The following is a 15,111-nucleotide window of genomic DNA, read 5'->3' as shown; positions in this document are numbered from 1 at the left end:
CTTTATACAGAAATAACCGAATATATTGGAGGAAGGGAAGATGGCGCGCGCAGCGATCCGGAGCATAGGTGACGACGGCCTTCCCCGACCGCGCGCCGATCAGATACCAGATATGCGCTTCCGCGCGCTGCTTGGCGCGGAGGCATGGAACAGTCTGCCGCAGGCGGTGCGGGCGCGGTTCGCCAAGCGTCTGTTGCCCGGGGGATCGGTGAGCTATGCGGGGCAGGTGATGACATGCCGGATGCGGCCTCTCGGCTGGTTGCTGGCGCAGGCGTGTCGGCTGATCGGATCGCCGCTGCCGCTCGGCCGGGATGGCGGCATGGCGGCGGTCGTCACGGTGACGGAGGATGGGGCCAGCGGTGGGCAGGTCTGGACCCGTATGTACGCCCGGCCGCGCGGCTTTCCCCAGGTGATCCACAGCGCCAAGCGGTTCGCCGGCCCCACCGGTCTGGAGGAATATCTGGGCGCCGGATTCGGTATCGCGCTGACCGTCGCGGCAAGCGAAACCGGTATCCGTTTTTGCAGCCATCATTATTTCTTCTGCGTCGGCCGGCTGCGATTGCGCCTGCCGCGCTGGATCGCCCCGGGCGTTCTCAGCATCGATCATGAGGACATGGGGGAAGGGGCGTTCGCCTTCACTCTGTCCCTGCGTCACTGCCTGCTTGGCGAGATCATCCGTCAAGTCGGCCATTTCCACGACCAGCCCGTCCGGCAACAGGAGGACCAGCCATGACGACCACCCTCTGGCTATTCATCGCCCTTCAGATGATGATGGGCGCGTTCGACACCTTCTATCATCATGAGGGAACCGAACGGCTCGCCTGGCGGCCGGGTCAGGATATGGAGCTGCGCCTCCATGGCGTGCGCAACCTTGCCTATATGCTCGCCTTCGCCTGCCTCGGATGGACCATGCCGCAGGGCGGTTGGGCGATTGCGCTGATCCTTTTGCTGGCGGGTGAATTGTTCATCACCCTCTGGGATTTCGTCGAGGAAGACCGTACCCGCCATCTGCCCGCGACCGAGCGGGTCGTTCACACGCTGTTGACGCTCAACTATGGTGTCATCCTCGCCATGCTGATCCCCGTGCTGGCCGGCTGGGCAGGGGAGCCAAGCGCGATCTTGCCCGTTCATTACGGCATCATGAGCTGGTTCTGCGCCATTGCCGCCTTCGGTGTGTTCGTATCGGGCCTGCGCGATCTGGCGGCGGCGCGTCGATGTCCACGCCTCGTCCCGGCCGATCCCGCGCCGCTCGCCGCTGCGCTCGGTCCGCGCAAAGCCGTTCTGGTGACTGGCGGCACCGGTTTCGTCGGCAGCCGCCTGGTCGAGGCGCTGGCCAGTGCGGGCCATGATGTCACCGTGCTGACCCGTGACCGGGCCAAGGCTCTGCGTCTGCTTGGCGCGAACCCTGTGCATATCGTCACCAGTCTCGACGCCATCGCATCCGATACTCCTATCGATGCCATCGTCAATCTGGCGGGCGAGCCGATCTCCAACGGCCCCTGGACCCGCGCCAAGCGCCAGCGCATCGTCCGCTCACGCATGGCCATGACCCAGCATGTCGTTCGCCTGATGCAGCGGCTCCGTCATCGGCCGGTCGTGCTGGTCAGCGGATCGGCGATCGGCATCTATGGACTTCGCGGCGACGAGAGCCTGAGCGAAGACAGTGAGGGTAGGCCGTGCTTCTCGCGCCATGTCTGCCTGAACTGGGAGCGTGCCGCCCGCCGCGCCGAGGGATTGGGTGTGCGTACGGTCTATCTGCGCACCGGCCTCGTGCTGGACGCCAGCGGCGGGATGCTGGCGCGAATGTTGGCGCCGTTCGAATATGGGCTGGGCGGCCGCTTCGGCGACGGGCGGCATTGGATGAGCTGGATCCACCGCGACGATCTTGTCCGCCTGATCGTCCATTGCATCGCCCGGTCGGATATCGGCGGTCCGGTCAACGGCACTGCGCCGGTGCCGGTCACCAATCGCATCTTCACCGCAGCCTTGGGGCGGGCCTTGCATCGCCCTGCCATGCTGCCCGTACCCGCCTGGCCGCTACGCCGGTTGCTGGGCGGTTTCGCGGACGAATTGCTGCTGAGCGGGCAGCGGGTTTTGCCGGCCGCCGCGGCCCGAACCGGCTTCCTCTTCCGCTATCCCGACCTGGATGCGGCGCTGGCGGCCATCACCGGCGCCGACAAGCGGATACCGACCGATGCGCCTCTCCATCCGTTCGTTACCGAGAAAGGCTTCTGATCATGGCCAACGGGCTTCTTCTACCGCCGAGCAGCCATCTGCGGCATATGCTGGTGCGGCAAGTTCAGGACGTCTTCAACGATCGGGATCGCGGCGAAAAGCCAATCGTCCGATCGGATAACGCCCTCTACCCGCCCCAATCGGTGATCTGGCGCGTCCATGGCGATGTGACGACGATGATGATCGGCGGCGTCACCGCGCTGTTGCTTCAGATGCTCCATCCCGCGGCGCTGGCCGGCGTGTGGGACCATAGCGGTTTTCGCCGTGACATGGTGGGGCGATTGCGGCGTACGGCACGCTTTATCGCAGTCACCACCTTCGGCGATCGCGCGGATGCGGATGCGGCCATCGATCGGGTACGTCGCGTGCATGGGCATGTGAAGGGCGCCCTGCCCGATGGCACGCGCTACGCGGCCAACGATCCGCGCCTGCTGGCCTGGGTGCATGTGTGTGAGGCCATGGCTTTCCTGGACGCTTGGATCGCCTTCGCCGAGCCGGGAATGAGCGGCGCGGATCAGGACAGCTATTTTGCCCAGGCGGCGCAGGTCGCGCGCGCGCTCGGCGCCGACACGGTGCCCGAAAGCCGCGTCGAGGCAGAGGCACTGATCACATCATTCCTGCCGGAGTTGAGGGTCGATGCACGCACCCGCGATGTTGCCCGCATGATCCTGTCGCAACCCGCGCCATCCACCGCCATGAAACCTGCGCAGGCCCTGTTGATGCAGGCGGCCGTCGATATATTGCCGTTCTGGGCGAAGCGATTGCATGGCTTCCAGATCCGTCCGCTGGCCTCCCCCCTGATCCGGGGCGGTGCTTTCACTATCGCCCATATGCTGCGCTGGGCCTTCCGGCAGAACCGCCAGTTCCGCAGCACCATCTGAGACCGGCTGCGCCCTGCCGCAGCCCGTCTTCATGCATCCGCCGGCCGATCGTTGAACCATGCATTACTGCGCGGCATCCACAGGGCGACGATGCCGCACAGATGCATGACGGCGAGTTTGGCGGGAATCGTCTTCAAAGCGGCCTCCAGACCGATATGTCGCACGATTGTGACCATCAATGCAGTGTCGATGATGATGATCACGGATACCCAGATGCGCGCGGCCCTCGATCCGCCCAGCAGGAACAATGACGGGGTGAAGATCAGGAACAGCGTCGCAACGACCCACCGGAGAGGCACATCGTTGCCTATTGTCATGGCAAGCGCCGCCGGATGGCGGACGGCACTGAACAAAGCATAGCTCGCCGTCGTGATGATGGTTCCCGCACCGATGGCAGCTTCAAGTGGAATCCGCACGCCCGCCCCCTTAAAAAGGCTGACGAGATGCAATTCTGGATCGAAAGAACAAGCTTCAATCCTATGATATCTATCAAATTGGACCAAATAGATGCGAAAGGTGCCGGAAACCGATCGCTGCGCTTTTCAATGCATCGGGGATGGTCCTTCTTTCTTGCCATGTTGAAGACGCACAGTCTGTTCAGATCAGGAGGATATAGACGGCGCCGATCGTGGCGGACGCGGCCAATACGGGGAGGACGCCGAGTTTGAAGCGGAACACCGCGATCATGGCACCGGCCGACAGCAACGCCGCCGGAATGTTGATCGAAGCCAGCACCGGCATGTCAAGCGATCCGGTGGGCGTCTCGATCGGCCTGATCTGCCCGAACAGGGTGTGGATGGCGAACCAGATGGCAAGATTGAGGATCACGCCCACCACCGCCGCGGTGATGGCGGTCAGAGCGGAGGACAGCGCCCTGTTGCCACGCAGCCGCTCGATGAAGGGGGCGCCCGCGAAGATCCAGAGGAAGCAGGGGACGAACGTCACCCAGGTTGTGAGGATCGCGCCCAGGGTTGCGGCCAGCAGAGGGGGGAGCGGCCCGGCATCGCGAAACGCCGCGAGGAAGCCGACGAATTGCGTCACCATGATCAGCGGTCCCGGCGTGGTTTCCGCCATGCCGAGGCCGTCGAGCATCTCCCCGGGACGCAGCCAGCCGAAGGTGCCGACCGCTTCCTGCGCCACATAGGCCAACACCGCATAGGCCCCGCCGAATGTCACCACCGCCATCTGGCTGAAGAAGGTGGCGATGCGTGAAAAAACGTCGTCCGGTCCCAGGACCAGGAACAGCGCCAGAACCGGCCCCAGCCAGAGCAGCAGCAGGATGGAGCATATCCGCAGCGACCAGCCGAGATTGGGTTTGGCATGATCCGGCAAGGCTTCGCCCAGCGCCGTTTCGCGATCGTGGACGATATTGCCTCCCGCCGCGCCATGGCCGCCGCCACCTCTGAACTGGGGGACGCCGCTGCGCCCGCCGAGATAGCCGATCAGCCCCGCAGCCAGCACGATCAGCGGAAAAGGTGCGTCGAGAAAAAAGATCGAGACGAAAGCGGCCGCCGCAATGCCGCGCATGACATTATTCTTGAGCGCCCGCGAACCCACGCGCACGACAGCCTGCACCACCACCGCCAGCACGGCGGCCTTGAGGCCGAAGAACAGCCCCTCGATCAGTGAGACATGGCCGAAGAGGACATAGATGTAACTCAGGCCCAATATGGCGAGGAACCCCGGCAGCACGAACAGCGCGCCGGCAATCAGCCCGCCCTTGGTCTTGTGCAGCAACCAACCGATATAGACGGCGAGCTGCTGCGCCTCCGGTCCGGGCAGCAACATGCAATAATTCAAGGCGTGCAGGAAGCGCTCTTCCCCGATCCATCTTTTCTCTTCGACCAGGATACGGTGCATGACCGCGATCTGCCCCGCAGGGCCGCCGAAGCTGAGCGCCGCTATCCGTGCCCAGACGCGGGTCGCTTCCCCCAGGGAAATGCCATGATCGCCATTGGGTGATGCATCTGAAGGGACAAGGGAAGGGGCGTTGGCCGTCATCGGTCTGACTTCCTGTTACTGAAAAAGGCGTGAAACTGGTTCAGCGCCTCGCTCGCCATGGCAATGCGCTGGAGATCGTCGTCGGTCGAGGCGCAGACGCCCGAGAGCATGGCACCGACGCCCGCGGTCTCCGGACGGACGAATTTGCCGTCGCCAATGTCGAGTTCATGGATGATCTCGCCAATGGCGACCAGTGCGTGATCGTCGGTGAGGTCGGCGCGGAGCAGCAGCATCTCGAAGCTGCACCTGTCGCCCTCATGGGTGAACTCGGCATCGACCATGTCGAACCGGAACTCGCCTCCGATCGGATCATAGTGGCGGCCATCGACGAATTTGAAGCGGGCGTCGGGATCGATGAAGCGGCGGATCAGCCAGGCGCAGGCGATGCGGTCGACATGGACGCCGCGGCGCGTGACCCAGGTACGTCCGGTCAAATCAAGCGGTTCGGATATATGCGACGGTTCGTTGCGGCCGATGTCGGGATGCTGATAGCGCTGGCGGTCCAGATCGGCGAGGGCGGCTTCGGCCTCCTGGCGGCCATGGGCGCCGAAAAAATCGAGCCTGCCCACCTCTTCGAGCCGCTTTTGGAGTTTTGCGATGTCGGCCCCACTCGCCGGTCCCGTCTCCAGCAGGCGCCGGGCCGCTTGAGCGATCTCGTCATAATCGGCGTCGCGCGCGGTATCGAAGAGGAGGCGAACATCGCTGTCGGACTGACCGGCCAGCAATTTTGCCTCGATCACTATCGCTTCTCCGCCGCTCCCGTTGATCTCCTCCAACAGGTCCCGGAAAGCTGCTTCGGACTCCGCCGAATGGGGCAAGAGGTGCACCGCATTTTTGAGTGGCACGGCGCCGATGGCTTGCAATCGGCGCCAGATCTTTACGCGCAGATAGGGTGGTTTGGCCGGTAGCTGATGCAGCAGGGCCAGCCAGACGCTGGTATCGGACGAAATCATGATACATATGTATCATAAATTATGTTTATCGGAAATAGCTATATCAAAATGGTTTCGCTTTTTCGTTGCGCGGCGCTCGTCAGGCGGTGACCCAGTCCTTGCGGAGCGCCTTTCCGGCAAGCGCCATGAACAGGCCCGCCAACAGGTAGAAGACGAGAGCCGCGACGATCGCATAGCGCAGCGCTTCGCCGCCGAACTGCGGCGTCAAAGCGTCGGACAGGGCGCCGACGCTCCAACTCCCCAGGCCCAGGCCGACCAGATTGTTGATCAGCAGGAAGGTTGCGGATGCCGTGGCGCGCATCTGGGCGGGAACGAGATGCTGGACGGCGGTCAGCACGGGACCCAGCCAGACATAGACCAGCGCTTGCGGGATCAGGAACAAGCAGAAGGCCAAGGTGACACTGTCCGACAGCACGCCGATGACGAACAGCGGCATGCCGACGATATAACTGACGGCGGGAACCCAGGCATAGGCGGCCTTGTCTCGCCCACCCAGACGATCCCCCAGCCAGCCGCCCAGCAGTACGCCCGCCACCCCGCCGATCAACAGCAGTGCGCCCAGGAACTGGCCCGCGTCCATGAGGTCCAGCCCGAAGCTGCGCATCAACAGGCTGGGAAGCCAGAAAGCCACGCCATAGCCGCAGAGCGAGGAACAGGCCGCACCCAATGCGAGCAGCCAGAAGCTACGCTTGGCCGCCAACATGCCGAAGACCGCCGAGACCGGGATGGCATCGTTCTTCGCCGCCGGACGCACGGGTTCCCGGACGGTGAGGCGGAAGACGGGAGCGATCAGCAGGCCAGCCAGGCCGACGAGGATGAAGGCCGTCCGCCATTCCACCGTTTGCGCGATATAGCCACCCAGAAGAACGCCGCCGGCCGATCCCAGCGGAATGCCGAGCGAATAGATGGAAAGGGCACGGGCGCGCTGCTGCTGTGGGAAATAGTCGGAGATGACGGCATAGGAGGGTGCGACCCCGCCTGCTTCCCCGACGCCGACACCGATGCGGAACAGGAACATCTGGGCAAAGCTGCCCGCCATGCCGCACAGGGCGGTGAAGCCGCTCCAGACCGCGAGGCTCGCGGTGATGACCCAGGTGCGACTGGTGCGGTCGGCCAGCAGGGCGAGCGGAATGGCCAGCGTCGAATAGAGCAAAGCGAAGGCGATGCCCCCCAGAGCGCCAAGCTGAGTGTCGCTGAGGCCCAGTTCCGCCTTGATCGGCCCGGCAAGGATGCCGAGGATCTGCCGGTCGAGGAAATTGAAGGTATAGACCAGCAGCAGCATGGCGAGGACGAGCGCACGATAGCCTTTGCTTGCTGTTTCTTGCGCTTGTTCCGTCATGCCGCTGCCAATGCCTTTTCGCGTTTAGAAGCGGAAGCCCGCAGTGATCGTCCAGGTCCGCGGATCGCCATAATAGACCGTCTGGATATTGCCCACGCTGGAAAATTCCTGGCCGTCGGTCTTGTACAGTTCCTTGAAGGCGTTCTTCACCGCACCGCGCAGATAATATCGGCCCTGCGCGAAATCGGCCTGAACATAGGCGTTGGCGATGGTGTAGCCGTCCTCATAGAGGCCAGGACGATTGTCGACCGACAGCCATTGCTTGTCGACGAAGCGCATGTCGCCGCCAAGGGTCAGCGACGCGCTGCCCAGCGGGATGGTATAGTCCGCCGCCAGCCGCATCGTCATCGGCGGCGCGAAGGGCGGCTTGCAGGTGATGGTATTGCCGGTCGGGTTGCAGGAGAAGGTGGGCGCGCGGCGGCCGTCGTTGAACTCCTTGTAATCGGCATTGAGATAGCCGACCGATGCGGCGAGGTTCAGGTTGCGCACGGGCTTGACCGACGCCTCGAACTCGACGCCCCAGATGCGCAGCTTGCCGGCGTTCACGACCGGGAAGGAGCCGCCCGCAATGCCGGTCGCGCCGCCGCCGACGCGTGCCTGGAAATCCTTGTAATCGGAATAGAAGGCGGCGGCGGACAGGTTGACCCGGCCGCCCAGGAAGCTGCCCTTGGCGCCCGCTTCGTAGCTCCACACCGTTTCCGGCTTGAAAAAGGGAACGATGGTGGTGACGCCGTCCACGACCTGGGTCACGTCGCCCAGGCTGTTGACGCGGCCATTGAAGCCGCCCGACTTGAAACCCTTCGACACGGTCGCATAGAGCAGCGTGTCGCGGGTCGGCTTGTAGGACAGCGTCGCCATCGGCGTCCACGCGTCGAAATCGACATGGTCGAGGCTGTTATAGGGCGCGGGCAGGCTGGCGGGGAAGAGGAAGGGGGTGGGCGCCAGCGTCGTGGTGGTCGAACGGGTATAGCGCTTGCGTTCCTTGGTATAGCGAAGGCCCGCCGTGATCGAGAGCTTGTCGGTGAATTGATAGCTCATCTGCCCGAAGGCGGCGTAGCTTTTTACATTCTGATGGTCGTCGATATAGCGGGTGAAGGGCAGCGGCACGATGACGCCGGGCGCGAGCTGCACCTGGAGATAATTGTCGTCATAGGCCTCCTGATGGGAGCGGATCGTCTCATTGAGATAATAAAGGCCGAACACGCCCGACAATGGCCCGCTGTCATATTTGAGCTGCAATTCCTGGCTGAACTGTTTCTGGTGCACGCCGACGAAAGCGTCCGCCACTTCCAGTTCGGTGGCGTCGAAATCGATATAATAATCCGGGCGCAGCTTGCGGTAGCCGGTGATGGAGGTCAGCGTCACCGCGTCGTTCAACTCGACATTGGCGGTGAAGGACAGGCCCCAATGGTCGAGCCGCTGGCCCTGGCCCGGCGCCAGGCTGGTCGACGCCTTGTAATCATATTTGCCATAGGGATAGGCGGGCTTCACCACCGGCACCCCGATCACCTGGAAGGCGGAGTTGTAAAGCACGTTGGTGAGCGGCGCGGTGCCATAGCCCAGCGTCGGCGCCGTCCGCTGACGGGTATAGTCGCCCGACAGGATCAGTTCCACGCGCTCGCTGGGGGTGGCGCGCAGGATCGCGCGGCCTGCCTTGGTGTCGCGGTCGTTATATTTGCGATCGGTCAGCGGATCGGTGACGGTGCCGTCGCGCTTGTCATAGACGCCCGCGATGCTGAGGGCGAGCTTGTCCTGCACCAGCGGCGCGGACACATAGCCGTTCGCCAACCAGGTGTCGTAGCTGCCATAGGTCAGGCTGCCCATCGCCTTGAAATCAGTGGTGCTGGGCTTGCGGCTGACGATGTTGACTGCGCCACCTATTGTGTTCTTCCCGTAGAGCGTGCCCTGAGGACCGCGCAGCACTTCCACCCGTTCCACGTCGAACAGGTTCACCAGCGCGCCCTGGATGCGGCTGAAATAGACGCCGTCGACATAGGTGCCGACCGCCGGATCGAAGGTCTGGAGCGCGTCGGGCTGGCCGATGCCGCGGATGAAGAAGTTGGAATTGGAGCTGGAACCGCGTCCCTGAACCAGATTGACGTTCGGCACGGCCCCCTGGATGCCCGCCATGTCGTTCGCCTGGAGCTTGGCGATGCTTTCGGCTGAAATGGCGGTGACGGACACCGGCACGTCGAGGATATTCTCCTCCCGCCGCCGTGCGGTGACGATGATCTCGCTGCCACTGTCGAAGGCGGGCGTTTCATTTTGCGCTAAGGCCGGAAGCGCGATGGCGCCGCCCATGCGGCGGAGGCGAGTGCGGCGATACGCAGGGAATGATGAGCCTTCATGGACGGTTCCTCTCCTGAAACGGCGCCCGGTGAAACGGGTCGCGAAGCTGTTATTCCGATTCGATAATGAAAGTTGAACCGACTTTCAACTTCAATTAAAGACGCGTGACACGAGCACGCCGGCTGCGGCAAAAAGAACACAGATGTGAGGTGGAGGATGGCCCAATCAGGGGACGAAAGGGACAAGGCGCCACGCACCGCGCGAGGGGAGCGAACCCGCCGGGCGCTGTTGGCCGCGGCGGCCGAGGAGTTTGGGGAGAAGGGGTTTCACGAAGGATCGATCAGCGGCATTACCAGGCGGGCCGGTTGTGCGCTGGGCAGCTTCTATACCTATTTCGACACCAAGGATGATATTTTCCGCGCCCTGGTAGCGGATATGTCCGGGCAGGTCCGCGACTATGTCGCGCCGCGCATCGCGCAGGCCCGGGACGGCATCGACGCGGAGCGGCTGGGATTGCTCAGCTTTCTGGAATTCGCGCGCGGGCACAAGGAAATATACCGCATCATCGACGAGGCGGAATTCGTCGACCAGGCGGCCTATCGCAATCATTATGAAAGCACGGCTGCCCGCATATTGGTCCGTTTGCAGGAGGCGGCGGCGCGCGGGGAAGTCGGTGCCGAACCGGATGAAGTCCATGCCTGGGCGATCATGGGCATGAATGTGTTCCTGGGCTTGCGCTTTGGCGTGTGGGACGACAGCCGTCCGGCCGAAGAGGTTGCCGGCATCGTCAATGGGCTGATCGAGCGGGGGATCGGGGCGAGCGGCCGGGACTGATCTCTTGGCCGGAAAGTGATGCCGCATAGGGGGGGGCAGTGTGTTCGGAAATTCATCCTGCGGGAAATCGTCAGGACTGCGGAATGGAATGTCTGCGCTGTTCACAGGCTGATCTGTCTGTAGCCGATGGCATGGATTACGGCTTTCCGGTCGCTGTCTGATCCAGTGCAATGGCCAGTCGGACTGAGAGATCCTGGATCGTGAACGGCTTTGCCAGCAACGGCACGCCTTCTTTCGCTGCGGAGGCGGCCGCTGCGCTATAGCCGGTCATCAGCATCGTCGCCACGCGTGGCCACCGTTTCCTGATCGATAGCGCCAGTTCCATTCCGCTGACATCGCCGGGCATGATCATGTCCGAAAGGACCAGCGAAAAGTCGGTTCCCCGCTCCAGCCGATGGAGTGCATCGTCCCCATTGCCGACCCGTTCGGCCTCATAGCCCAAAATGGTCAGCATGCCGCTGACCGTGTCCGCCACCGTGTCGTCATCCTCGACCAGGAGAATGCGTTGTCTACCCAAAGCAGCCACCGGATCGGCCGGCAAGCCGGTTTTGCTCGGCGTGAGCAGGGAGCGAGGCAGCAGCAGGGTGATGGCGGTTCCCTTGCCCACGATGCTGTCCACCAGGACCTCGCCACCCGAAGCCCGCACGAAGCCATAGACCTGACTGAGGCCCAGGCCCGTACCCTGGCCCACCGGCTTGGTGGTGTAGAAGGGTTCGAAGATCGTGTTGACCAGATCGGCCGGAATACCCACCCCGCTGTCCGTCACCGCGATTCGTACCTGGTCGGGAGCATCGTCGCCGCCGGGCAAATTCGTGCCTTCGATGATGATCGTGCCGCCCCGGGGCATCGCGTCGCGCGCATTGAGCGCGATATTGAGGATCGCCACTTCCAGTTCCGACGCATCCAGTTCGACAGGCCACAGGTCGGCGGGCAAGTGCATCGCGACCTCTATGCTTTCGCCCAGCGAACGCTCCAGCAGCGCGTCCATCCCCCTGATGCGCTCCCGCAGATCGATCACTTCCGGGTGGAGCGGCGTGCGCCGTGCAAAGGCGAGCAGTTGGCGCGTCAGCTTTGCACCCCGATCGAGCGCCTGGCGTATCCCGGCTTTCAATTTCTCCTGCCTGGCCTGGTCGTGGGTACGCTCCATCAAATCAAGGCCGCCGGACGCGATCATCAGCAGGTTGTTGAAATCATGGGCGACCCCGCCGGTCAACTGTCCCATGGCTTCCATTTTCTGTGACTGACGCAAGGCTTCTTCCGCCTGCTGCCGGCTCGCAATCTCCGCTTGCAGCTTCTGATGCGCATGGCGCAGGGATGAATAGGAAGCCGTCAACATCACGATCAGCACGGAAGCCGCCACCACGATAACCGCAATGCCAAGATAGCGTGTCAGGCGGCGCGACAGGCTGTCGACGGTCGAAAGCAGATAGACCGAACCTAGCCTTGTGCTGCCCTGCATGACGGGGATGGTCACGATCAGGGAGTTGGCGGAGGATTCCTGTTTGGCGCTCTCGCCACCCTTGGGGAAATGGGGCGGCAACCTGGCGGGCGGGCGGGCGAATCCCGCGGCGAAATCACCATGGCCATCATAGGCGGCGACCGCGACGATCTGCGGATCGGTCTTGAGGGCATTCAGATATTCCCGCAAGGCGACATCATCTTCGAACGCCAGCGGGGCGGCGATCCCGCTGGCAAGAATTTGGGCCTGCACGGTGACCTGACGCAGCTTTTCCAGGCGGCCGAGCTGTTCGAGCTGGAAGGTCGCGGCAAGGCCAGCTGCCAGGAGGAACAGGGCGATCAGAACGGCAGACAGAGGGGTCGCCATCTGCGCGATGATGTTGCCCATGCTGAGCCGGTTTTCCGGAGCTTGCGTCATTTCCTGTCCACCATGATTGCAAGGCCGAGCAATTTGGAACTGATCCGGAGGCCATGGGCGCGGGCCGCGCCATCATTGATCTGGAAGCGCACGCGGCCATTCTGCCTGACAAATTCTATCATCGCGCCGCCAGGGCCGGCGGCCTTGTCCGCCACGGTAAGGACCGGCTGTCCTTCGGTTGCCGTGAAAGGGGCGTAATTGGTCTCCGTCGAGGATCCCGCAAAGAGGATGTGGCATCCCGCCGGGCCGCCTTCGCCGCCGACCTTACGGATGACGACCGGACGGCCCATCATTCTTTGGTCCCGGACGACATCTTCGAGCAACGAGCCGAAAGGATCTTCCCCCACCAGGCAGATGATGAATTTCCTGTCCGCGGCGGGAAATGCGTCCGGCGGCCATTCCACAAATGGCGCGAATTTGAAGAGGAAATTCGCCTGGATCGCACGTTCGAGCGACGTGGGCGAACTGACGGGTCCTGCCCCGCAAATCACCCAGGCGAACAGCGGAAGGCACCATGAAGCGAACCTTCGCCGCTGGGACGTGAAAGGGTTCAAATCGTGCATTTAAGCGCCACGAATACGCTGCGGCCGAGCGGCATGGCCTGCGAAGCCGGAAGCTCCCGATGCTGGCGATGCAGCAGGTTGAAACCCGAAACGGACAGTTCCGCCCGGTCATCGAACTGCCAGCCGAGCCTTGCACCCAGTTCGACATAGGCCGGAACGTGCGGATCGGGCAGGGCGCTGACATATCGCAGGTCGAAATCGACCTTCACCTGCGGCCGGATATCCATGGAGGACCGCAAAGTCGCGCGATGTTTCGGATCATTTCCGACCTGGGAGAGTCCCAACAGGGGTACGGCGCCGTCCTTGAAACGAAACTTCTGGACGAGCAGGCTGTAACCGGGCTTCAATCGCCACCAGTTCGCCAGTCGGATATCGGCCCACGCGTCCAGGCCATAGCTATCGCCCTTGATCCCATTGCCCCAACGCAGCGGCAGGAAGCCGCCGGGCGCTGGCTCGACCGTCCTCAGATCGTCATAGACATTGTAGAATCCCGACACCGACAGCGAAGCGCCCGGTGAAACGATCAGGCGCGTGCCCAGCTCATAGGCGGTCAGTTTTTCCGATCGGAAGCTGGAAAGGGCGGTCAGGATAACGGTTTGGCCGATGGATTCCACCGCATCTTCGTCAAAGGGCGTGGGCGAACGCACGGCACGGGATACGGCGCCCCAGATCAATGTTGTCGCATCCGGTTTCCAGGACAGGCGCACGCTCGGAAGGAAAGTCAGGTCCACATAGGTTCGCTGTTCCAGCTTGGCACCGATCGTGCCCGTCAGCGATGGGGTGATGGCGATGCTGTCCTGCGCAAACAGATTGCCGACGAACAGGGTGCGCCGGTCGGGAACGAACGCCAGACCGGGAATATCCTTGATCACATATCGGTTCAGGCGTGCGCCGCCGCCCCAGACTATCGCATGGGACTGACCGAGCGTGAAGCTGTGCTGGCCCTCGACATCGAAGGTGTCGAGGGCGAAACGGCCTCCGTCCTTCTCGATCCGGCGGGCGCTATGGTCATAATAGGCCTGGAGTTGCAGCGAGCCGCCGGAGGACATGTTGTGGCGCCAGCGGGTCAGAAGGTCATAGCCATGTAAATGCTCGTCGGGGGCGGCACCCTGCGACCGGGATCCGAAATAGCCGTCGCCCTGAACCATCAGCGCATCGGCGGGCGTCGAATTCCAGTCGAACCGGAAGCCGCCTTGTGTCCGGCGGTTGCCGTCATCCCGCCCCGATGCGCTTTCGAAATTTTCATGGCGCTTGACGAACAGGCGGTAGCTGGCGGTCCCGCTCGCATGACCGCCATAGCGCAGGCCCAGATCATAGGTGCGGTTTCCGATGACGCCCGTTCCATACAGGCCCTGCGACGCGCCGGCATCGCGGGTGATGATGTTGATGACGCCATTGACCGCGTTCGATCCCCACAAAGTCGCGCCGGGACCGGAGATCACCTCGATCCGCTCGACATCCTCCGGCAGGATGTCCGGCATGTCCCAGTAAACCCCCGAATAGAGGGGGGAGTAGACGCTGCGGCCGTCGATCAGGACGAGCAGTTTGTTGGAGAAGTTTTGCGCCGCGTCATTGCCGCTGAGACCCCGCGCGGTGACGACCGTATCGTTGGGGCCGCCGCGCATGACCTGAAGATTGGGGGCCAGCCGCAATATGCCCGGCAGCGTCAATGTGCCCGACCGGACGATGTCGTCATGGGTGATGACATAGATGGAGGCAGGGGCGTCCGCCAACGAAGCCGTCGAGCGCGTGACGGAGGTGACGTCCAGCTTCGACAGGGCGGTGATCGGCATGTCCCGCAGTTCTTCGATGCTTTGGGCCAGTGCTGGACCCACGGACAGAGGCAGCAGGATGATGGCGACACAAGCCGCTCTCCCGGAAACCCAAGTCCGTGACATCATTGATAGCCCCCCTTCGCACGGATTTTTCCGCATGCGACGGGGGCGTTACGCTTTAGGATCGGGAAAGTTCCTTCCAGGCGATGGAATTGGGGCAATGGAAGGCTGGGGTTTCGCCCTCGGCCTGGGCCGATGGAATATCGGTTCCATCCAACTCCCCTGTCCTGCCCGGCAATGGCGGATTTCCCTCTCTTCCTCGTTCCCTTGTACAAATATTGGCACTTTGGGAAATAGGGGGACGT

Annotated in this window: 12 protein-coding genes; 4 read left to right on the top strand and 8 right to left on the bottom strand. The window is 63.0% G+C overall.

Annotated features, from left to right (window positions below; all coding sequences use genetic code 11):
* The first annotated feature begins 40 nt into the window (after window positions 1-40).
* Genes YP76_RS13755 through YP76_RS13745 form a run of 3 tightly spaced genes read left to right on the top strand, consistent with a single transcriptional unit; the run spans window position 41 to window position 3,116 of the window.
* Window positions 41-733, top strand: coding sequence for a DUF4166 domain-containing protein (locus YP76_RS13755; RefSeq protein ID WP_232307546.1), 693 nt, complete (start codon window positions 41-43; stop codon window positions 731-733).
* Window positions 730-2,235, top strand: a complete 1,506-nt coding sequence (locus YP76_RS13750; protein ID WP_046764199.1) for a TIGR01777 family oxidoreductase — start codon at window positions 730-732, stop codon at window positions 2,233-2,235. Before YP76_RS13755 ends, YP76_RS13750 begins: the two co-directional genes overlap by 4 nt.
* Window positions 2,236-2,237: 2 nt before the next feature.
* Window positions 2,238-3,116 carry an oxygenase MpaB family protein gene (locus tag YP76_RS13745; protein WP_046764198.1) on the top strand — a complete coding sequence of 293 codons (879 nt, stop codon included), beginning with the start codon at window positions 2,238-2,240 and terminating at the stop codon, window positions 3,114-3,116.
* Between the two features lie 29 nt (window positions 3,117-3,145).
* Here the strand turns inward: YP76_RS13745 and YP76_RS13740 are convergent, their stop codons facing one another.
* The 5 genes from YP76_RS13740 to YP76_RS13720 form a co-directional block, all read right to left on the bottom strand.
* The gene (locus YP76_RS13740; RefSeq protein WP_046764197.1) at window positions 3,146-3,565 is read right to left on the bottom strand and encodes a hypothetical protein; all 420 of its coding nucleotides are present in this window, start codon (window positions 3,563-3,565) and stop codon (window positions 3,146-3,148) included.
* A gap of 148 nt (window positions 3,566-3,713) precedes the next feature.
* Window positions 3,714-5,117, bottom strand: a complete 1,404-nt coding sequence (gene chrA / locus YP76_RS13735; protein WP_046764196.1) for a chromate efflux transporter — start codon at window positions 5,115-5,117, stop codon at window positions 3,714-3,716.
* Window positions 5,114-6,070 (bottom strand): chromate resistance protein ChrB domain-containing protein, encoded by a 957-nt coding sequence (locus tag YP76_RS13730; protein ID WP_084733165.1) that lies wholly within the window; start codon window positions 6,068-6,070, stop codon window positions 5,114-5,116. Before YP76_RS13730 ends, chrA begins: the two co-directional genes overlap by 4 nt.
* A 79-nt stretch (window positions 6,071-6,149) precedes the next feature.
* Window positions 6,150-7,409 (bottom strand): spinster family MFS transporter, encoded by a 1,260-nt coding sequence (locus YP76_RS13725; protein ID WP_046764195.1) that lies wholly within the window; start codon window positions 7,407-7,409, stop codon window positions 6,150-6,152.
* Between the two features lie 24 nt (window positions 7,410-7,433).
* Window positions 7,434-9,710, bottom strand: coding sequence for a TonB-dependent receptor (locus YP76_RS13720; protein WP_046764194.1), 2,277 nt, complete (start codon window positions 9,708-9,710; stop codon window positions 7,434-7,436).
* A 204-nt stretch (window positions 9,711-9,914) separates the two neighbouring features.
* On the opposite strand from YP76_RS13720, the gene YP76_RS13715 reads away from it, so the two are divergent.
* Complete coding sequence (locus YP76_RS13715; RefSeq protein WP_046764193.1) at window positions 9,915-10,532, top strand: TetR/AcrR family transcriptional regulator; 618 nt, start codon at window positions 9,915-9,917, stop codon at window positions 10,530-10,532.
* A 136-nt stretch (window positions 10,533-10,668) separates the two neighbouring features.
* Here YP76_RS13715 and YP76_RS13710 read toward each other — a convergent pair whose 3' ends face one another.
* From YP76_RS13710 to YP76_RS13700, 3 genes are read right to left on the bottom strand one after another with little or no spacing between them, the layout of a single operon-like run.
* The gene (locus tag YP76_RS13710) at window positions 10,669-12,408 is read right to left on the bottom strand and encodes an ATP-binding protein (RefSeq protein WP_046764192.1); all 1,740 of its coding nucleotides are present in this window, start codon (window positions 12,406-12,408) and stop codon (window positions 10,669-10,671) included.
* Window positions 12,405-12,971, bottom strand: a complete 567-nt coding sequence (locus YP76_RS13705) for a YfiR family protein (RefSeq protein WP_052757431.1) — start codon at window positions 12,969-12,971, stop codon at window positions 12,405-12,407. Before YP76_RS13705 ends, YP76_RS13710 begins: the two co-directional genes overlap by 4 nt.
* Window positions 12,959-14,872: a TonB-dependent receptor plug domain-containing protein gene (locus YP76_RS13700; RefSeq protein WP_046764191.1), complete on the bottom strand. Its 1,914-nt coding sequence runs from the start codon at window positions 14,870-14,872 to the stop codon at window positions 12,959-12,961. The genes YP76_RS13705 and YP76_RS13700 overlap by 13 nt, the downstream gene beginning before the upstream one ends.
* Window positions 14,873-15,111: the final 239 nt, after the last annotated feature.

This window comes from Sphingobium chungbukense (assembly GCF_001005725.1).
Lineage (GTDB): Bacteria > Pseudomonadota > Alphaproteobacteria > Sphingomonadales > Sphingomonadaceae > Sphingobium > Sphingobium chungbukense.
This window is presented reverse-complemented; position numbering and strand designations above follow the sequence as displayed.